We start from the raw sequence: 19,422 nt of genomic DNA on the forward strand, positions 1-19,422 counted from the left end.
GCACTGGTCTTGCTGATCGTCATGCTGCTCGGGGGTCTGGTCCCCGTCCTGATGCCGGTCGCCGCAGCAGCCGAGGACGGTGACGAACCGGTCCGCTTCACCGCCGCGATCATGAACGAGGTCGACTCGTTCAACCCGTTCCTGGGCATCGAGGTGGAGTCCTACGAGATGTGGGCGCTGACCTACGACTTCCTGGTCGACCTGGCCGTCGACGACCTCGCCGTCGAGCCCTCCCTCGCCACCGAGTGGGAGACCTCCGAGGACGGCCTGACCTGGACCTTCACCATCCGCGACGACGTCACCTGGTCCGACGGCGAGCCGCTCACCGCCGACGACCTGGCCTTCACCTACGGGCGGGTCCTCGGCAAGGGCCCCGAGCGGGCCACCTGGGGATCCTGGCTGGCCGGGGTCGAGGAGGTCACCGCACCCGACCCGACCACGCTGGTGCTGGAGCTGAAGCGACCTAACGCGGTGCTGCCGCTGGTGCCGATCCCGATCGTGCCCGAGCACGTGTGGAGCGAGGTGGACGGCGAGGAGATGAAGACGTTCGCCGCCGAGCCGACCGGCGGGCAGCCGGTCGTCGGCTCGGGGCCGTTCCGGCTGGTCGAGGGCACCGCCGGCGGCTCGACGTACCGCTTCGAGGCCAACGAGGACTACTGGAAGGGCGCCCCGCACGTCGACGAGCTGGTCTTCCGGGTCTTCAAGAGCGAGGACCCCGCCGTGCAGGCGCTGATCAAGGGCGAGGTCGACTACGTCGAGGGCATCTCCGCGCTCCAGGTGAAGTCGCTGGAGGGCCAGGACGGCATCCTCGCCCGCAACGCCGCCTCACCCGGGTTCGACGAGATCGCGTTCAACGCCGGGTCCATCGACCTGGAGACCGGCGAGCCGATCGGCGACCCGAACCCGGCCGTGCTCGACCCCGACTTCCGCTACGCGCTCGGCTTCGCCGTCGACCGGCAGCGGCTCGTCGACACCGTCTACCAGGGCGCGGGGAGCGCCGGGTCGACGATCGTGCCGCCGTTCTACGAGGAGTACCACTGGGAGCCGCCCGCCGAGGAGCTCGCCTACGACCCGGACCGCGCCGCCGAGCTGCTCGACGAGGCCGGCTACACGCTGGGCGACGACGGCCGCCGGACCCTGCCGGACGGCTCTCCGATCGGCACGCTGCGATTGTTCGCGCGCGTCGACTCGGCCACGTCCACCGACGTGATGACCTACTTCTCGGAGTGGTTGGCCGACCTCGGCATCGACTCCGAGGTGACCACGGTGGAGTCCTCGAAGCTGACCGACATCATCCTCGAGGGCACGTTCGACGCCTTCGAGTGGGGCTGGTTCGTCGACGCCGACCCGACCTCGATGCTCAGCTACATGACCTGCGACCAGCTCGGCGCCTGGTCGGACTCGTGGTACTGCGACGAGGAGTACGACGCGCTGTTCGAGCAGCAGGGCGCGGAGCTGGACCACGAGACCCGGGTCGGGCAGATCCACCGGATGCAGGAGATCGTCTTCCGTGACGCGCCCTACCTGCTGACCGTCTACAACAGCACCGGCCAGGCGGTGCGCAGCGACCGGTTCGCCTGCCTGCAGGCCCAACCGAGCCCGGACGGGCTGTGGCTGTTCCAGCAGGGCACCCACAGCTACCGCAGCATGCGCCCCGCCGACGAGGCCGGCGACTGCGACGGCGCCACGGACGCCACCGAGGCCAGCGGCGGCGGTGGCTCCGACGACGGCGGGATCGGCACCGGCGTCCTGGTCGGCGGCGGAGTCGCGCTGGTGCTGCTCCTGGCCGGCGGGACGCTGGTCGCGCTGCGGCGCCGCGGCACCGCCGAGGACCGCGAGTGAGCCTTCCCGCGGCCGCCGATCCCGGCGTCGGGGCGGCCCTGGAGCCGCCGGCCGCCACGGGCCGCCCGCGCGGCTACGGCCGCTACGCGCTCGGCAAGGTGGCCGGGTCCCTGGCCAGCCTGGGGTTCGTGCTGGTCGTGAACTTCTTCCTGTTCCGGGTGCTGCCCGGCGACCCCGCGCGGACGCTCGGCCGTGGCCGGTTCACCACCGACGAGCAGCTCGACGCGTTCAACGAGACCTACGGGCTGGACCAGCCGCTGCCGCAGCAGTTCCTCACCTTCCTCGGCAACACGCTCACCGGTGATCTCGGTGTCTCGCTGCGCTACCGGGTGCCGGTCTCGGAGCTGATCTGGGACCGGCTGTGGCCGACGCTGATGCTGGTCGGCACCGCCACGCTGTTCGCCGCGCTGATCGGCATCTGGCTGGGCGTGCACGCCGCCTGGCGCCGTGGCGGGCCGCTGGACCGGATCTCGACCAGCGCCTCGCTGACGGTCTACTCGATGCCGGAGTGGTGGCTGGGGCTGCTGCTGATCGCCGCCCTGTCGGTCGGCATCGGTCCGCTGCCCGGGCTGTTCCCGACCGGCGGGCTGCGCTCGGTCGACGCCGACCCGAGCTCCCTGGCCGGCGTCCTCGACACCGCCTGGCACCTCACCCTGCCGGTGTTCACGCTCACGCTGGCCTACCTGGCCGACTACGCGCTGGTGATGCGCAGCTCGCTGCTCGACGAGATCGGCGAGGACTACCTCACCACCGCCCGGGCCAAGGGCCTGCGCGACAAGGTGGTGCGCAACCGGCATGCCGTCCCCAACGCGCTGCTGCCCACGACCACGGTGGTCGCGCTGAACTTCGGATTCGTGGTGGCCGGGGCGATCACGGTCGAGACGGTCTTCTCGATCCCCGGCCTCGGCCTGCTCGCCACCGAGGCGCTGGAGGTGCCCGACTACTGGGTGCTGCAGGGCGTCTTCCTGGTCGCCTCGGCAGCGGTGATCGTCGCCAACCTGGCCGCCAACCTGCTCTACGGGCTCCTCGACCCGCGGGTGCGCACGTGAGCGCCGGCACCGAGGCCCGGCGGCTGGCCCGCCGGCGCCGCGCCCAGAGCTGGCGGCACGGCTGGCGCGAGTTCCGGCGCAACCGCTCGGGCATGGCCGGCGCCGTCGTGCTCACGCTCTTCGTGGTGATGGCGCTGGCCGCCCCGCTGATCGCCGACGCCGACGGGCTCTCGGTGACCCGGGCCACCGGCGGGGTGCTGGAGTCGCCGTCGGGCGCCTACCCCCTGGGCACCGACGACAACGGACGCTCGGTGCTGACCCTGCTGATCTGGGGCTCGAGGATCTCGCTGCTGGTCGGGCTGCTCGCCACCGTGATCTCGATCCTGATCGGCACGACCGTGGGGCTGCTGTCCGGCTACTTCGGCGGCTGGCCGGGCGCGGTGCTGTTCCGGCTCACCGAGTGGTTCCTGGTGATCCCGTTCCTGCCGCTGGCGATCGTGCTGGCCACGGTGCTGGGCCGCTCGCTGGTCAACATCGCGATCGTGATCGGCGTGACCTCCTGGCCCGGCACGGCGCTGCTGATCCGCAGCCAGACGCTGTCGATCAAGCAGCGCGCGTACGTCGACCGGTCCCGCGCGCTGGGCGGCGGGCACGGTCACCTGCTGGCACGCCACGTGCTGCCCAACGTGATGCCGCTGGTGTTCGCGAACACCACGCTCACCGTGGCGGTGGCGATCCTCTCCGAGACCACGCTCAGCTTCCTCGGGCTCGGCGACCCGACGCGGGTCTCGTGGGGCTCCATGCTCCAGGACGCCTTCCAGGTAGGCGCGATCACCACCGGCTCCTGGTGGTTCATCGTGCCGCCGGGGCTGTGCGTGGTGCTGGTGGTCCTGTCGTTCACCCTGGTGGGGCAGGCCCTGGAGTCGGTGCTGAACCCGCGGCTGCGGGAGCGCCGGTGACCGGGCTGCTGCGGATCGAGGACCTCTCGGTCACCTATCGCACCGAGGAGGGCGACGTGCCCGCCGTGCGCGGGGTCGACCTCGCGGTCGACGCGGGCGAGGTGCTCGGCATCGCCGGCGAGTCCGGGTCGGGCAAGTCGACGCTGGCCAGCACGGTGCTGCGACTGCAGCCCTCCTCGGCCAGGGTGAGCGGCTCCGTCCGGGTCGACGGCTCCGACGTGCTCACGATGCGATGGGGCGAGCTGCGGGCGCTGCGCTGGGCCGGGGCGTCGATCGTCTTCCAGGGTGCGCAGCACTCCCTCAACCCGGTCCGGCGGGTCGGCACCCAGATCGCCGAGCCGCTGCGGGTGCACGACCCGCGCGCCACCGACGACACCGTGACGAGCCGGGTCGGTGAGCTGCTGGAGCAGGTCGGGCTGCCGGCGGCGCGCGCCGCGGCGTACCCCCACCAGCTCTCCGGCGGCCAGCGGCAGCGGGTGATGATCGCGATGGCGCTGGCCTGCCGGCCCGCGCTGGTGCTCGCCGACGAGCCGACCACGGCACTGGACGTGATGGTGCAGGCGCAGGTGCTGGCGCTGCTGTCCGGTCTGGTGCGCGAGCTGGGAGTGGGCATGGTGCTGATCAGCCACGACCTGTCGGTGCTCGCCGACATGTGCGACCGGATCGCGGTGATGTACGCCGGTCGCGTGGTCGAGCAGGGGCCGGCGGCGGAGGTCTTCGAGGCCTCGCTGCACCCCTACGCCGGTGCGCTCTCGGCGGCGTTCCCCCGGGTGGGCGACCCGGCGGCGCGGTTCGCCCCCGCCGGCCTGCCCGGCGACCCGCCCGACCCGCGCTACCTGCCGTCCGGGTGCTCGTTCGCGCCGCGGTGCTCACGCGCCGTGGACGCCTGTCGAGAGCAGGTGCCACCCCTGGAGGAGAAGCGGCCCGGCCACGCGGCCGCCTGCATTCGGGTGGGGGAGCCGTGAGCGCGCCACGGCTGCTCGAGGCCCGCGGACTGGTCGTCCGCTTCACCGGTCAGGGCGGGGCGACGGCGACGGCCGTGGACGGTGTCGACCTGTCGCTGCGCTCCGGTGAGGTGGTGGCGCTCGTGGGCGAGTCCGGCTCGGGCAAGACCACGCTGGCGCGCACGCTGATGGGTCTGGAGCGCCCCGCGGCGGGCGAGGTGCTGCTCGACGGAGCCCCGGTCGGTCGCCGGGCCCGGGAGCTGAAGGAGTTCCGGCGCCGGGTGCAGATGGTCTTCCAGGACCCTGCCGGCGCGCTCAATCCCCGGCACACCGTCTACGAGGCGGTCGCCGAGGGCCTCCGCCTGCACGGGCGGACGACGCGTGACCCCCAGGGCCGCACCGAGGAGGAGCGGGTCGCGGCCGCGCTGTCCTCGGCCGGCCTGCGTCCCCCCGAGCGGCTGTTCCTGCGCTACCCCCACGAGCTTTCCGGCGGGCAGCGGCAGCGGGTGCTGATCGCCGGCGCCCTGGCGCTCGCGCCCGAGCTGCTGATCGCCGACGAGCCGGTGTCGAGCCTCGACGCCTCGATCCGCGGGGAGCTGCTCGCGCTGCTGCTCACGCTGCGCGCCGAGCTCGGCCTGGGGGTGCTGGTCGTGACCCACGACCTCGGTCTGGCCTGGAACATCGCCGACCGGACCGCGGTGATGTATCTCGGGCGGATCGTGGAGTCCGGGCCGACCGAGGAGATCCTGACCCGGCCGCAGCACCCCTACACCCAGGCGCTGCTCTCGGTGGTGCCGGAGTCCCGACGCCTCGAGCCGGTGGTGCTGCACGGGGAGGTGCCCGACCCGACCCGGATCCCGGCGGGCTGCCGGTTCCACCCGCGCTGCCCGGCGCTGGCCGACGGGTCCGCCGCGGCCGCGGGCGTCGACGACGGCTGCCGCACCGCGCGGCTGCCGGTGCTGCCGGCGACCGGCGAGCACGTGGTGGCCTGCCACCTGGCGGCTGCTCGAGGGGTCGCCGGTGGATCGGCTAGCGCGTCAGCAGCGGGAGCAGAGCCGGGTCGTGGAGCGAGTGACTGACGTGGCCGTCGCGGCCGTGCGTGGTGGCGGCGCCCAGCATCGAGTTGAGCACGCTCTCCTCGGCGGCCTCGACGGTGGCGGCGAAGAGCGGGTCGAGGGCCGCCCCGGTCACCAGGGCCCGGTCGGTGATCCGCCGGCCGTCGCGGTCCAGGCGCAGCCCGGTGGAGAACCCGAGGAAGATCTCTCCACTGCTGTGGTGGGCCACCGACCCGGTGCGGGCCAGCCCGAGCCCGATCCGGCGGGCCAGCCGCGCGCACGACGCGCCGTCGAGCGGCGCGTCGGTGACCACGACACCCAGGCAGGAACCGGCCGGCCGGTCCGGGCCCGACGGTGCCTGGTCCGCGGGTGCGGCGTCCTCCAGCATCCGGCCGACCGGCCGCCCGGCGACCACCAGCTCGTGCCGCCTGCCGAAGTTCGTCAGCAGCAGCACCCCGACCGTGTGGCCGTCGTCGGTGACCCGGGAGGCGGTGCCGATCCCGCCCTTGAAACCGAAGCAGCTCATCCCGGTGCCGGCACCGACCGCACCCTCCGCCGGTGGGTCCGAGGTCCCGCGGCCGGCCAGCGCCGCCTCCCAGGACGCCCGCACGTCGTGGGCGGTGACCTGCATCCGGCGGCAGTCGTTGAGGAAGGAGTCGTCGCACTCGCCGACCACCGGGATCGGCACGTCGTCGGCGGCCTCGGGGTGACGCTCGAGCAGCACCTCGCAGGCGGCGTCGTAGACCCGCCCCAGCTGGAGCGTGCTCGTGAGCAGCACCGGCGACTCGGCCGATCCCCACTCCGCGGCCGACAGGAACCCGGTGCACTCGCCGGCCCCGTTCAGCACCGCCCCACCGGCCGGGAGCGGCCGCAGGTAGGCGTCCTCGGCGAGCACGACCGTGGTCACGCCGGTGCGGGCCAGGCCCCGACCGACCGGCGGCGGCGGCTCGTCGCGGTGCACGGTGGCGTGGCCGACCCCGACCCCGGCGATGTCGAGCACGGAGTTGGTCGGCCCGGTGCGCATCGCGCCGACCGCGATGCCGAGATCGCGTGCGCGCGGCATGGGGGCATCATGCCGCAACCCCGCCCCGGCGCAGGGAGGTTCCGCCCATGACCTCTCCCGGGACATCTCCGGCGACGTCGTCGCTGCCGACGGGCATGCCGGTCGTGTGGAGCCCCACCACCCGCGAGCACGACCCGCGGCACGAGGTCTGGGTCGGGGTGCCCACCCCGGCGGTCGAGGTGCCGAGCCGGGTCGACGAGATCCTCGGCGCACTGGGCGAGCGGCACCCGCTGGTCCCGGCGCGCGGACACTCCGACGAGCCGCTGGCCCGGGTGCATGCTCCGGAGCTGCTGCGGTTCCTGGCCACCGCCGCCGAGCAGTGGGCCGCCGGACCGTACGCCGACCTCGTGGGCCAGGACCGGATGGTGCCCTATGTCTTCCCCACCGCCGCACTGCTCCAGGGGATGCCTCCCACGCCCGCGACCGCGTTGCACGGCCGGGCCGGGGCGTTCTGCTACGACACGATGACGCTGGTCGGTCCCGGCACCTGGCCGGCCGCGCGGGCCGCGGTCGACTGCGCCCTCACCGCCGTCGACCTGGTCACCGACGGTGAGCCCGCGGCGTACGCGTTGTGCCGACCGCCGGGGCACCACGCGACCCGCGACGGCTACGGCGGGTCCTGCTACCTCAACAACGCCGCGGTGACGGCCGAGGCGCTGCGGGCGGCGGGACATCCGCGGGTGGCGGTGCTCGACGTCGACGCTCACCACGGCAACGGCACGCAGGCGGTGTTCTGGGAGCGGGCCGACGTGCTCTACGGGTCCGTGCACGTCGACCCCGCGGACGGCTGGTTCCCGCACCTCTTCGGCCATGCGTCGGAGACCGGCGGTGGAGCGGGCCGGGGAGCGACCCGCAACCTGCCGGTTCCCGAGGGCTCCGGCGACGAGATCTGGTTGGAGGGCGTGGCGGCGCTGGCGTCGTGGGCCGGCGCGCGCGAGCCCACGGCGCTGGTGATCTCATTGGGGGTCGACGCGGCCGCGGACGATCCGGAGAGCCCGCTCCAGGTCAGCCGCGACGGCTACCGCGAGACCGGGCGGCTGCTCGGTGCGCTGGGCCTGCCCACCGTGCTGGTGCAGGAGGGCGGCTACCACCTGCCGACGCTCGGGTCGCTGGTCGCCGCCTGCCTCGACGGCCACCAACAGGCCGCTGGCTGAGCCTGCTCGACTGAGCGTGCAGGGCCGGGCGGGCGGGCGGGCGTGGCAGCATCGGGGACATGCGCTCGGAGACCACGACCTACCACACCGGCGACCGCGAGCGGGTGCTCGACCTGACCCGTGACGCCGAGGAGTTCTGCTCCGGCGAGGGCGACGGGCTGCTGCACGTGTTCGTGCCGCACGCCACCGCGGGCATCGCGATCCTCGAGACCGGTGCCGGCAGCGACGACGACCTGCTGGCCGCCCTCGCCGACCTGCTGCCGGCCGACGACCGGTGGCGGCACCGGCACGGCAGCCGCGGACACGGGCGTTCGCACGTGATGCCCGCCCTGATCCCGCCCTACGCGACGGTGCCGGTCATCGGCGGCCGGCTGGCTCTCGGCACCTGGCAGAGCATCTGCCTGGTCGACCTCAACGTCGACAACGACCGGCGCGAGGTGCGGTTCAGCTTCCTGCAGGGTTGAGCCGATCGCCGCCGGGGTAGGGCTAGGGTGCAGCAGCCAAGCGATTGGAGGACACCATGCTCGGATGGATCGTCGTCGGCGTCAGTGCGGCCGGCACGGCGGCCTACCTCGGCTACGACTGGATGAAGTCGAGCCAGTTGAAGAAGCGGCTCGCCTCGGGGCAACAGCCCGCCCCCGGAGAGCCGTTCGACAGGACGGTCGACACGAACACGAACTACGACGTCATGCGGGCGCAGTCGAACTCGGTGCGCAACCAGACCAGCGGGCTGTGACCCGCGCGGCCGCTGACCCCACCGGTCAGTGGCTGCCTTTGAGCACCATCCGCATGATCCGCGCGTTGAACACCGCGAACCGGGTGAGCTGGAACGGGACGCTGCGGCGCCGCCGCAGCGTCCCCTCGGTCGGTAGCGGCGCGCCGGTCAGGTCGGCGACCGGCTGGGGGTTGTCGGGGGCGGGTGGGCTCGGATTCGTCATGGCCCTCACTCCGGGATCAGGAACCAGCCAGGGCGTCCCTTGGCCTTGTGGATGAACAGGTAGTGCAGCATCAGCTTGACCCAGTGCCCGCCCAGTCCGATCTCGCCGCGGGTGTCGCGCAGGCTCCGCCCGGTCGGGTAGCGGCTGTAGTCGGGCACGACCGGCATCATCGTCATCGCCGCGGCGGACCCGGTGCGCAGGCCGGCGCCCGCGGAGGCGACGCACGCGGCGCCCATGTTCGCCATCGACGCCCGGTGCGGCTGGGCCGACGGCCCGCTGCGGATCCGATCGACGATCGTGAGCGCCACGGTCTTGCCCATCACGCCCGACGGCATCCCGGTGCGAGGCGGGGAGGGGGCGATCACGGTGCCGCTGCTGCTCTTGCGCGGCCGGGAGATCGGGTGTGGAGGCGCGAAGGCGATGCCGACGGCGAAGATGTTGTCCCAGACGGGCACCTGATACGTCTCCGGCCAGTCGGCGGCCCGCCAGTCCTCGTAGGGCTTGGCTGTGTAGTCGGCGTCCACCCGCATGAAGCCGCTCGGCGCGAACAGCTCGTCGGTGATGTCGCCGCCCTGCCCGTCGTAGGCGGCCAGGCCGACCCCGCCGAACGGCGGCAGCAGCATCGCGAAGTCGAAGTCCAGGCTGTGGTGGGAGCCGTCGAGGGTCTCGTAGTGCACGACCCCCTCCTCGACGCGCTCGACGTGGGCGCCCAGGATCGGCAGCACACCACGCTCGCGGAACAGGGAGGCCGTCCACAGCTCGCTCGAGGTCTGGAACCCCTGATCCTCGAACGTCATGCCGTCGACGCCGAAGTCGCCCAGGCTCGCCTCGTTGGTCAGGTAGTACAGCGTCGCCAGGTCGCGCACCCCGGCGTCGCGCAGCACGTGGTCGACGTTGAAGACGTACTCGAAGGCGGCGCCCTCGCAGGTGCAGGTGCCGTGGCCCATGCCGACCACCAGGGTCTGCTCCTGGCCGGCGCGCAGCCGCTGGACGACCTCGTCGAGCTCGCGGGCCGCCTCGACCGCGTGGTCGGCGGTGCACACCGACAGCGAGTGACCGTCCGGGCCGAGGCCCTCGGTGGCCTCGAACCGGAGGCGCGGGCCGGTGGCGTTGACCAGGTAGTCGTAGCGCAGGCGCTCCTCCTGGCCGACTCGGCCCTGGCCGGTGTAGACGATGTCGACAGCGCCGCGATGGTCCTCGCCGTCGCCCTCGGGGCGGAGAGCGACCGCCTTCGCCTGGCGGAAGTCGATGCCCTTCCTCTCGTAGACGGGCTCGAGCGGGAAGACCACGTCGTCCCTGCCCATCTTGCCGACGCCGACCCAGATGTTGGACGGGATCCAGTTCCAGTGGGAGTTGGGCGAGACCACCGTCACCGTGTGCTGACCCCGGGTGGACCTGCGCCCGAGCAACCTGGCGAGGTGCAGCGCGGCGGTGTGGCCGGAGATCCCTGCGCCGAGTACGACGATGTCGGTCATGTTGACCCCTCCGCGGCAGACTTCCCCCTCTTCGTACCGCTGCCGCCCGACCCGCGATAGGGACCTGCGACCCGTCCGGTCCGGGTCGCTCGGCACTAGTGGCTAGCCTCGGTTCTCATGACGGCAGCGACGCACTCCTCGTCCCCGGTCCTGCTCGTGGTGGGTGCCGGCCCGGGCGTCGGCGCCTCGGTCGCCCGGCGCTTCGGCCGCGAGGGGTACGCCGTCGCGCTGCTCGGGCGTTCAGCCGTGACGCTGGCGGCGCTCAGCGAGGAGCTCGGCGACGCCGGCGTGGAGGCGGTGGCCTCCGTCGTCGACGTGGCCGACCCGGTCGCCGCCACCGAGGCGGTGGCCGCCATCGGCGAGCGGTTCGGACGCATCGACGTGCTCCACTTCAACCCCAGCGCGTTCCGGGAGAAGGACCCCCTCCAGCTGGAGGTGGCCGACCTGCTGGCGGACGTCGCGGTCGGGGTGGGTGCCCTGCTGACCGCGGTGCAGGCGGCGCGTCCGTGGCTGCGCCCGGGCGCCCGGGTCGCCGTCACCGGCTCGGCGGCCGCCGACCGGCCCTGGCACGGTGCGGCCTCGCTCGGCGTCCAGAAGGCGGGGGTGCGCAACCTCGTGCGGAGCCTCGACGCCACCCTGCGGGAGCACGGGGTCCGGGCGGTGTGCGTGACCGTCGACGGGGTGCTGGCCGACGACGGACCGTTCAGCCCGGATCGCGTCGCCGACTCCGTCCACGCGGCCGCCCACCAGGACGAGGCCGGCTGGCGCACCGAGCTCGTGCACCGGGGAGACACACACCCGCGGCTGCTGCAGACGGTGCTCGACGGCACCGACGTCCGCGCGCTGGCCGAGTTCTATCGAGAGCTGCTCGGGTGGGCCTACCGCCCCGGCGACGAGCCGCCGGCGCCCGGGGAGCCCGACGACGCCGACTGGCTGGTGCTGCACGATCCTCGTGGCGAGCGTCGGCTCGCCTTCCAAGAGGTGACGGAGCAGACCCCCACGACCTGGCCGGACCAGACGGTCCCGCAGCAACTGCACCTCGACCTCACGGTGCCCGACCGCGAGACCCTCGAGCTCCAGCACGATCGCGCGCTCGCCCTCGGCGCGCGGCTGCTGCTGGACCGCACCGACGACCCCGACGAGCCGCTCTACGTCTACGCCGATCCGGCCGGTCACCCGTTCTGCATCTTCGTCGCTGCCGGCGCCTAGGACGAGCCGCACCCATGTCTCGCTTCCTGCACCGCCACGGTGGCCGCCCTGGCCGTGCGTCCATCGCGCGGCCAGCGGGATGAGTGCAGGATAAGGAGCCCCGTCTCCGAGGAGGCACCTGTTGTCGCAGCATCCGCTGTCCGTGCTCGTCCGTCCGGCCCAGCCCGCGGACCGCACCGCCGTCCAGCGCGTCATCCTCGAGGCCTTCGGTGCCGAGGGCGTGACCGCGGACGAGGCACCACGCATCGTCGAGTTGGTCGGTGCGCTCGATGCCACCGGGCACACCCAGGTGAGCCTGGTGGCCGAGGTCGACGGGGCCGTCGTCGGGCACACCCAGCTGAGCCGATCATGGGTCGACGCCCGCGAGGCGCTGGTCGAGGTGATGGTGCTCGCCCCGCTCTCGGTGGTGCCCGACCGCCAGCGGCAGGGGGTGGGCGCTGCGCTGGTGGCGGCCGCCCTCGAGGCGGCCCGGTCGTTGGCCAGTCCCGCGGTGTTCCTCGAGGGCGATCCCGCCTACTACGGGCGCCTGGGCTTCGTGCGGGCCAGCGAGCTCGGCTTCGCGCGGCCCTCGCCCAGGATCCCCGACCCGGCCTTCCAGGTCGTCGTGCTGCCCGGTCACGAACCGTGGATGAGCGGTCCGCTGGTCTACTGCGACCCGTTCTGGGCGCTGGACTGCGTGGGTCTCCGCGACCCGCTGCTGGCCGAGCTCGAGCAGCGGTTCGCCGACGGCTGAGGGGCTGCGCGGGCCTGTCGGGCCGGCAGCCTACGATTCGACCATGGCGGCATCCAGGCAGACCGGCGCGCGTCGGCGGCCGAGCATGACCCAGGTTGCGGCCGAGGCCGGGGTGTCCCACCAGACCGTGTCACGTGTTCTGAACGGCTCACCGCTGGTCAAGCAGGAGACCCGCGAGCGGGTGCTGGCGGCGATCGAGCAGCTCGGCTACCGCCGCAACAACGCCGCACGCACCCTGGTCACCAACCGGTCCGGCCGGATCGGCATGATCTCGGCCCACCTGGCCCTGCACGGGCCCAGCATGATCGCGGTCTCGGTGCAGGAGGCCGGGCACGCGGCGGGCTACGAGCTCGCCCTGGTCGGCGTCTCGGACTTCTCGACACGGGCCGTCAACAGCGCTGTCGACCGGTTGCTGGACGAGGCCGTCGAGGCCCTGGTCGTCGCGGTGGCGCATCGCGACGCCATCGACCGCGCCAGGTCGCTCCACCTGCCCGTCCCGGTCGTGCTGGTGCAGGGCGTGGCCTCGGGAGAGCCGCTGGCAGCCGGCATCGACCAGGTCCTCGGTGCCCAGCTGGCCACCGAGCACCTGCTCGACCTCGGGCACCGGCATGTCGCCCACGTCACCGGGCCCGTCGACTGGGTGGAGGCCTGGCAGCGCCGTGAGGGCTGGCAGCGGGCCCACGAGCTCCGGGGCCTGCTGCCGGGGCCGGAGCTGACCGGTGACTGGTCGGCGGCGGACGGCTACGCCGCCGGGCAGCGGATCGCCGACGACCCCGCGGTGACCGCGGTGTTCGTCGCCAACGACACGATGGCGCTCGGCCTGCTGCACGCGTTGCACGAGCGAGGGGTGGACGTGCCCGGGCAGGTGAGCGTGGTCGGGTTCGACGACGTCCCGGAGGCCGTCTACCTGTGGCCGAGCCTGACCACGGTCAGTCAGCAGTTCTCGGTGCTCGGCCGCACCGCGGTCGACCTGACCGTGCGGGCGCTCGCGGGTGAGGTGGAGCCCTCCGCCGACCTGATCGCGCCCCAGCTGGTGGTGCGGAGCTCGACGGCGGCACCGGCCGCCGTGGCCCGCTGACGCCTCCGATCCGGGGCCTCCGCCGGGCTTTCTCCGGACTTGGAACGATCACATGACGGTTCTTCAGTGTGAACGCTCACAATTCTTCTCGTTTCGGCCCGAGGCCTCTTGACGCGGGTCTATGTTAACGCTCACAGTCACAGAAGTGACACCGGTCACAGGGCCATCCAGCCCGTCGATCTGAGGAGCAGGCCAGTGCTGAAAAGGACCCTGATCGCGGCAAGTGCGATCTCATTGAGCGCCTTCGCGCTCACTGCGTGCGGCAGTGATGATGACGGCGGCGGTGGTGCCGAAGGCTCGGACGACAAGATCACCATGGGCTTCGCCCAGGTGGGGGCCGAGAGCGGCTGGCGGACCGCCAACACCATCTCGATCCAGGAGGAGGCCGAGGCTCAGGGCATCGAGCTGAAGTTCACCGACGCCCAGGGCAAGCAGGAGAACCAGATCTCGGCGATCCGGTCCTACATCCAGCAGAAGGTCGACGTCATCGCGTTCAGCCCCGTCGTCGAGACCGGCTGGGACGCGGTGCTGCAGGAGGCCAAGGCCGCCGGCATCCCGGTGATCCTCACCGACCGCGCCGTCGACTCCGAGGACACCTCGCTCTACGAGACGTTCCTGGGCTCGGACTTCGTGCTCGAGGGCGAGCGGGCCGGCGAGTGGCTGGTCGAGAACGCCGGAGAGGCCGACACCAACGGCGACGGCACCATCAACGTCATCCAGCTGGAGGGCACCACCGGCGCGGCTCCGGCCATCGACCGGGCCGAGGGGTTCGCGACGGCGATCGCCGCCGACCCGTCCATCGAGGTCACCGCCTCGCAGACCGGCGACTTCACCCGTGACGGCGGCAAGCAGGTGATGGAGGCGTTCCTGCAGGCCGACGACACCATCGACGTGGTCTACGCCCACAACGACGACATGGGCCTCGGGGCCATCGAGGCGATCGAGGCAGCCGGGCTCGAGCCCGGCAAGGACATCAAGATCATCACCGTCGACGCGGTCAAGGACGGCATGCAGGCCCTGGCGGACGGCAAGATCAACTTCATCGTCGAGTGCAACCCGCTGCTCGGGCCCCAGCTGATGGAGCTCGCCAAGGCGGTCGTCGCCGGCGAGGAGGTCGAGCCCCGGATCGTGACCGAGGAGACCACCTTCACCCAGGAGCAGGCCAAGGAGGCTCTGCCGGACCGTCAGTACTGATCGGTCCTCGGGCTCGTCCGACCTTCAGCGGACGAGCCCGACCCGGCGGTCGTCGCCGCCGCACCAGGGAGAGGAAGAGATGACGCAGATGGATGCCCCGCGGGTGCAGACGGGCGCCGGCGATCCGCCGGTGGAGCGGGCACCGGTGATCGAGATGCGCGACATCTCCATCACCTTCGGCAGCGTCCAGGCGCTGAGCGAGGTCTCGGTGCGGCTGTACGCCGGCGAGGTGCACGCGCTGATGGGTGAGAACGGTGCCGGCAAGTCGACGCTGATCAAGGCGCTGACCGGCGTTTACAGCATCGACAGCGGCGTCGTGCTGGTCGGAGGGGAGAAGCACTCGTTCTCGTCGCCGCTGGCCGCGCAGGCCGCCGGCATCAGCACGGTCTACCAGGAGGTCAACCTGGTGCCGAACCTCACCGTCGCCGAGAACATGCTGCTCGGGCGCGAGCCGCGTCGCTTCGGCGCCGTCCACGTCCGGGAGATGAACCGCAGGGCCCGCGAGACGCTGCACGGCCTGGGTGTCGACATCGACCCCGGCTCGCTGCTCGGCGAGCACCCGATCGCCATCCAGCAACTCGTCGCGATCGCCCGTGCCGTCGACGTCGACGCGCGGGTGCTGATCCTGGACGAGCCGACGTCGAGCCTAGACGCCGACGAGGTGCAGAAGCTCTTCGAGGTGATGAGACGCCTGCGCGGCCAGGGTGTCGCGATCGTCTTCGTCTCGCACTTCCTGGACCAGGTCTACGAGATCGCCGACCGGATGACGATCCTGCGCAACGGCCGGCTCGTCGGCGAGCGGATGGTCGCCGGCACGCCGCAGCTGGAGCTGGTCAAGCTGATGATCGGCCGCGAGCTCGAGACGCTGGAACGCCTCGACCGCTCGCAGTCCTCCTCCGCCGGCGCCTCGAGCACGCCGGTCCTCAAGGCCCTCGGCATCAGCCGCAAGGGTTCGCTGGAGGTCACCGACCTCGAGCTCTACGAAGGCGAGGTCGTCGGTCTGGCCGGTCTGCTCGGATCCGGCCGCACCGAGCTCGCCCGGCTGCTCTTCGGCGCCGACACCGTCGACTCCGGCGACGTGACCATCCGCGGCGAGCGGCGACGGCTGCGCAGCCCCCGTCACGCGATCGACCGCAAGATCTCCTTCTCCAGCGAGGACCGCAAGTCCGAGGGTCTGGTCGAGGACCTGACCGTCGCCGACAACATGCTCCTGGCGCTGCAGGCGTCCAGAGGGTGGCTGCGTCCCATCCCGCAGGCCACCCGCGAACGACTCGTCGAGCAGTACCTCAAGGCGCTCGACATCCGCCCCGCCGACCCCACCGCGTTGATGCGGAACATGTCGGGAGGCAACCAGCAGAAGGTGCTGCTCGCCCGCTGGCTGATCACCGAGCCCGACATCCTCATCCTCGACGAGCCCACCCGCGGGATCGACATCGGCGCCAAGGCCCAGATCCAGGCCAAGGTCGCCGAGCTCGCCGCGCAGGGGATCTCGATCGTCTTCATCTCCGCCGAGCTCGAGGAGGTGCTGCGGCTGAGCGACCGGCTGGTCGTGATGCGCGACCGCCGCAAGATCGACGAGCGGCCCAACCACGGCGTCAACGTGAGCGACGTGCTGCGGATCATCGCGGGCGAGTCCCGCTCCGAGCGGGAGGAGGCCGAAGGTGCCTGAGAACCCGACCCTCGTGCAACGGCTGTTGCGCCATCAGCTCCTCTGGCCGGTCCTGGCGCTGGTCGCGCTGCTGGTGATCAACGTCGTGGCCACCCCGACCTTCCTCAACATCCGGATGCAGGACGGCCACCTCTACGGCAACGTGGTCGACATCGTGCGCAACAGCGCCCCGGTGATGCTGGTCGCCCTCGGCATGACGCTGGTCATCGCCACGCGCGGCATCGACCTCTCGGTCGGTGCCATCGCGGCCATCTCCGCGGCAGTCGCCTGCACCCGCATCGTCGGCGCCGGCGACGAGGCGGCCCTGACCACCGCCGTGATGGCGTGCACCTACGCCCTCATCGCCTGTATCGCCCTGGGCGCCTGGAACGGCTTCCTGGTCTCGGTGCTGCGCATCCAGCCGATCATCGCCACGCTGATCTTGATGGTCGCCGGACGCGGCATCTCGATGGCGATCACCGACGGTCAGATCACCACGCCCAACAACGGCTGGTTCAGCGACCTCGCGTCCGGGTTCGTGCTGACGCTTCCGCTGGCGTTCATCATCGCCCTCGTCGTCTTCGCCCTGACCGCCGTGCTCACCCGGCGTACCGCCCTCGGCATGCTGATCGAGGCGGTCGGCATCAACCCCGAGGCCAGCCGGCTCGCCGGTGTCCGCTCCCGGACCATCACCTGGACCGTCTACACGTTCTCCGGCCTCTGCTCGGGCATCGCCGGGCTGGTCATCGCGGCCAACACCAACTCCGTCAACGCCAACAGCCTGGGGCTGTGGATCGAACTGGACGCGATCCTCGCCGTCGTGATCGGCGGCACCTCGCTGGCCGGCGGCCGGTTCTCGCTGACCGGCACCTTCATCGGCGCGATCTTCATCGCGACCCTGGCACGCACGATCCCCAACATCGGGATCCCCTCGGAGGTCAACTACCTGTTCAAGGCGATCGTCGTCATCGCCGTCTGCCTCCTCCAGTCGTCCCGGGCTCGGTCGGTGTTCCGCAGACACAGGTCCGTCACCCCGGGCCCGGCCGTTCCCGTCGCGAAGGGCATCGCAGCATGAGCGCCACCACCGTCCCCGCCGCCTCGTCCACGTGGGACCGCGTGAAGGGCTACCGGCCGCCCTCCCGCTTCCTGCCCGTGATCGCGACCCTCGCGCTGTTCGTCGGGCTCTTCGGCGCCGGCGGGGTCCGCTACGAGGGGTTCAGCGACCCGCAGGTGCTGCTCAGCCTGCTCATCGACAACGCGTTCCTGATCGTCTTGGCGGTCGGCGTGACGTTCGTGATCCTCACCGGCGGCATCGACCTCTCGGTCGGCTCGGTCGTCGCCCTGTCGACGATGATCGCCGCCAAGACGCTCGAGATGGGCTGGTCCCCCTATCTGTCGATGACGGCGGTGCTGGCCACCGGCACCCTGCTGGGGCTCCTGATGGGCCTGCTCGTGCACTACTTCGACATCCAGCCGTTCATCGCGACGCTGGCCGGCCTGTTCCTGGCCCGCGGCCTGACCTACCTGATCAGCGTCGAGTCGATCTCGATCAACGACGAGACCTTCACCCAGCTGGCCTTCAAGACCATCCGGTTCGGCGACTACTACGTGCGGTGGACCGCCGTCGTCGCCCTCCTCGTCGTCGCCGTCGCGGCGTACGTGCTCGCCCGCACCAGGTTCGGCCGCACCGTCTACGCCATCGGCGGCAGCGAGAGCTCGGCCATGCTGATGGGCCTGCGCGTGGCCTTCACCAAGGTCGGGGTCTACGTGATCAGCGGCTTCTGCGCCTCGCTGGCGGGCCTGATGTTCTCCCTCTACATCCTCTCCGGGAACAGCCTCCACGCCATCGGGATGGAGCTCGACGCGATCGCCGCCGTCGTGATCGGCGGCACCCTGCTCACCGGAGGACGCGGCTATGTGGTGGGCTCCCTGCTGGGGGTGCTCGTGCTCGGCATCATCAAGACGCTGATCTCCTTCGACGGCACCTTGAGCTCCTACTGGATCCGGATCATCACCGGCGTCCTGCTGCTCGTCTTCGTCGTCGTCCAGCGATTCGCCTCCCGGCGCCAGCCGTGACCGAGGCGGCGCGGCGGGCGCAGACCAAGAAGGTGCCGGTGATGGCCGACGTCGCCCGTCTCGCCGGGGTCTCCCACCAGACCGTCTCCCGCGTCGTCAACGGCCAGACGAACCTGCGCCCGGAGACCCGCGAGCGGGTGCTGCGCGCGATCCGGGAGCTCGGCTACCGTCCCAACTCCGCCGCTCGCGCACTGGCCAGCCGGCGCTCGGCGACGATCGGGGTCATCGGCTGCCGGTCCGGCTACTGGGGCCCGAGCACGGTGCACCGCGCGATCCAGGCGGCCGGCCGTGCCGCGGGCTACTTCGTGAGCTCGGTCGAGCTGCCCAGCATGCGTCGCGAGGAGCTGCTCGGTGCCATCGAGCACCTGCGCGACCAGAGCGTCGAGGCGATCGTGCTGATCGGGGGCACCGACGAGGCACTGGAGGCGGTCGGCCCCCAGGAGGAGCGCGGCACGCCGGTCATCGTCGTCGAGGGCGACGAGACGAGGACCCGCTGGACCGTCGGTGTCGACCAGGTGGCGGGCGCCGAGCTCGGCACCTCGCTGCTGATCGAGCTCGGCCACACCGCGATCCTGCACCTGGCCGGACCCCAGTCGTGGACCGAGGCCCGATCGCGGCTCCAGGGGTGGCGGCAGGCGATGACCGCCGCGGGTCTGCGCGCAATGCAGCCGGTGGTGGGGGACTGGTCGGCTCGCAGCGGCTACGAGGCGGGGCTGGAGATCGCTCGCCGCGACGACGTCGGCGCGGTGTTCTGCGCCAACGACCAGATGGCGCTGGGACTGCTGCGGGCCCTCGCGGAGAGTGGCCGGTCGGTGCCGGCCGAGGTCAGCGTGGTGGGCTTCGACGACATCCCGGAGGCGGCGTTCCTGGTCCCGCCGCTCACCACCGTCCGGCAGAACTTCGCGGCGGTCGGCCGCCGCGCCATCGAGATCACCCAGGCCGCCCTCGCCGATGCTCCCGGCCCCGCGCGCCTGATCCCACCGGAGCTGGTGGTGCGGGCCAGCAGCGGCGTGGCCCGCATCGGCCACCCCTCAGGGTGATCGAACAGGTGTTCGATCGCGGCGT

At 72.1% G+C, this 19,422-nt stretch carries 19 protein-coding genes; 16 read left to right on the forward strand and 3 right to left on the reverse strand.

Features of this window, described 5'->3' with window-relative positions:
• Positions 1-21: 21 nt before the first annotated feature.
• Genes D6B71_RS05645 through D6B71_RS05665 form a run of 5 tightly spaced genes read left to right on the forward strand, consistent with a single transcriptional unit; the run spans position 22 to position 5,813 of the window.
• Entirely contained in the window at positions 22-1,842 is a 1,821-nt protein-coding gene (locus D6B71_RS05645; protein ID WP_126688187.1) for an ABC transporter substrate-binding protein, read from the forward strand.
• On the forward strand, positions 1,839-2,891 hold the full coding sequence (locus D6B71_RS05650; RefSeq protein WP_121252814.1) for an ABC transporter permease: 1,053 nt from the start codon (positions 1,839-1,841) through the stop codon (positions 2,889-2,891). The genes D6B71_RS05645 and D6B71_RS05650 overlap by 4 nt, the downstream gene beginning before the upstream one ends.
• The gene (locus D6B71_RS05655; RefSeq protein ID WP_240641121.1) at positions 2,888-3,790 is read left to right on the forward strand and encodes an ABC transporter permease; all 903 of its coding nucleotides are present in this window, start codon (positions 2,888-2,890) and stop codon (positions 3,788-3,790) included. The genes D6B71_RS05650 and D6B71_RS05655 overlap by 4 nt, the downstream gene beginning before the upstream one ends.
• A complete protein-coding gene (locus D6B71_RS05660; RefSeq protein WP_121252816.1) occupies positions 3,787-4,755 on the forward strand; it encodes an ABC transporter ATP-binding protein in 969 nt (322 codons plus the stop codon). Before D6B71_RS05655 ends, D6B71_RS05660 begins: the two co-directional genes overlap by 4 nt.
• Positions 4,752-5,813 carry an ABC transporter ATP-binding protein gene (locus tag D6B71_RS05665; protein ID WP_240641131.1) on the forward strand — a complete coding sequence of 354 codons (1,062 nt, stop codon included), beginning with the start codon at positions 4,752-4,754 and terminating at the stop codon, positions 5,811-5,813. The genes D6B71_RS05660 and D6B71_RS05665 overlap by 4 nt, the downstream gene beginning before the upstream one ends.
• Here D6B71_RS05665 and D6B71_RS05670 read toward each other — a convergent pair.
• A complete protein-coding gene (locus D6B71_RS05670) occupies positions 5,764-6,852 on the reverse strand; it encodes a P1 family peptidase (RefSeq protein WP_164519548.1) in 1,089 nt (362 codons plus the stop codon). The two genes, D6B71_RS05665 and D6B71_RS05670, sit on opposite strands and share 50 nt — an antisense overlap.
• A 47-nt stretch (positions 6,853-6,899) precedes the next feature.
• Here D6B71_RS05670 and D6B71_RS05675 point away from each other — a divergent pair, with 47 nt between their 5' ends.
• From D6B71_RS05675 to D6B71_RS05685, 3 genes are read left to right on the forward strand one after another with little or no spacing between them, the layout of a single operon-like run.
• Entirely contained in the window at positions 6,900-8,006 is a 1,107-nt protein-coding gene (locus D6B71_RS05675) for a histone deacetylase family protein (protein ID WP_121252822.1), read from the forward strand.
• A gap of 59 nt (positions 8,007-8,065) precedes the next feature.
• Positions 8,066-8,470: a secondary thiamine-phosphate synthase enzyme YjbQ gene (locus D6B71_RS05680; RefSeq protein WP_206051568.1), complete on the forward strand. Its 405-nt coding sequence runs from the start codon at positions 8,066-8,068 to the stop codon at positions 8,468-8,470.
• Between the two features lie 56 nt (positions 8,471-8,526).
• Positions 8,527-8,742 (forward strand): hypothetical protein, encoded by a 216-nt coding sequence (locus tag D6B71_RS05685; protein WP_121252826.1) that lies wholly within the window; start codon positions 8,527-8,529, stop codon positions 8,740-8,742.
• Positions 8,743-8,767: 25 nt separating this feature from the next.
• Here D6B71_RS05685 and D6B71_RS22645 read toward each other — a convergent pair whose 3' ends face one another.
• Together D6B71_RS22645 and D6B71_RS05690 are read right to left on the reverse strand one after the other, a co-directional pair.
• Positions 8,768-8,944, reverse strand: coding sequence for a hypothetical protein (locus D6B71_RS22645; RefSeq protein WP_164519549.1), 177 nt, complete (start codon positions 8,942-8,944; stop codon positions 8,768-8,770).
• A 5-nt stretch (positions 8,945-8,949) separates the two neighbouring features.
• Positions 8,950-10,419 (reverse strand): NAD(P)/FAD-dependent oxidoreductase, encoded by a 1,470-nt coding sequence (locus tag D6B71_RS05690; RefSeq protein WP_121252828.1) that lies wholly within the window; start codon positions 10,417-10,419, stop codon positions 8,950-8,952.
• 117 nt (positions 10,420-10,536) lie between these two features.
• On the opposite strand from D6B71_RS05690, the gene D6B71_RS23365 reads away from it, so the two are divergent.
• The 8 genes from D6B71_RS23365 to D6B71_RS05730 all read left to right on the forward strand — a co-directional run bounded on the left by D6B71_RS23365 (position 10,537) and on the right by D6B71_RS05730 (position 19,397).
• Positions 10,537-11,628, forward strand: a complete 1,092-nt coding sequence (locus tag D6B71_RS23365) for an SDR family NAD(P)-dependent oxidoreductase (RefSeq protein ID WP_240641137.1) — start codon at positions 10,537-10,539, stop codon at positions 11,626-11,628.
• A 121-nt stretch (positions 11,629-11,749) separates the two neighbouring features.
• The gene (locus D6B71_RS05700) at positions 11,750-12,361 is read left to right on the forward strand and encodes a GNAT family N-acetyltransferase (protein ID WP_206051569.1); all 612 of its coding nucleotides are present in this window, start codon (positions 11,750-11,752) and stop codon (positions 12,359-12,361) included.
• Positions 12,362-12,446: 85 nt separating this feature from the next.
• Positions 12,447-13,439, forward strand: coding sequence for a LacI family DNA-binding transcriptional regulator (locus D6B71_RS05705; RefSeq protein WP_121252830.1), 993 nt, complete (start codon positions 12,447-12,449; stop codon positions 13,437-13,439).
• A 315-nt stretch (positions 13,440-13,754) separates the two neighbouring features.
• Entirely contained in the window at positions 13,755-14,633 is an 879-nt protein-coding gene (locus tag D6B71_RS05710) for an ABC transporter substrate-binding protein (RefSeq protein WP_240641139.1), read from the forward strand.
• Between the two features lie 79 nt (positions 14,634-14,712).
• The gene (locus D6B71_RS05715) at positions 14,713-16,302 is read left to right on the forward strand and encodes a sugar ABC transporter ATP-binding protein (protein ID WP_240641140.1); all 1,590 of its coding nucleotides are present in this window, start codon (positions 14,713-14,715) and stop codon (positions 16,300-16,302) included.
• Positions 16,295-17,356, forward strand: coding sequence for an ABC transporter permease (locus D6B71_RS05720; RefSeq protein WP_206051571.1), 1,062 nt, complete (start codon positions 16,295-16,297; stop codon positions 17,354-17,356). Before D6B71_RS05715 ends, D6B71_RS05720 begins: the two co-directional genes overlap by 8 nt.
• Positions 17,353-18,357, forward strand: a complete 1,005-nt coding sequence (yjfF, locus tag D6B71_RS05725) for a galactofuranose ABC transporter, permease protein YjfF (RefSeq protein ID WP_121252834.1) — start codon at positions 17,353-17,355, stop codon at positions 18,355-18,357. The genes D6B71_RS05720 and yjfF overlap by 4 nt, the downstream gene beginning before the upstream one ends.
• Positions 18,354-19,397: a LacI family DNA-binding transcriptional regulator gene (locus tag D6B71_RS05730; protein ID WP_206051572.1), complete on the forward strand. Its 1,044-nt coding sequence runs from the start codon at positions 18,354-18,356 to the stop codon at positions 19,395-19,397. Before yjfF ends, D6B71_RS05730 begins: the two co-directional genes overlap by 4 nt.
• The last annotated feature ends 25 nt before the right edge of the window (positions 19,398-19,422 follow it).

Source organism: Nocardioides ferulae (genome assembly GCF_003660455.1).
Taxonomy (GTDB): domain Bacteria; phylum Actinomycetota; class Actinomycetes; order Propionibacteriales; family Nocardioidaceae; genus Nocardioides; species Nocardioides ferulae.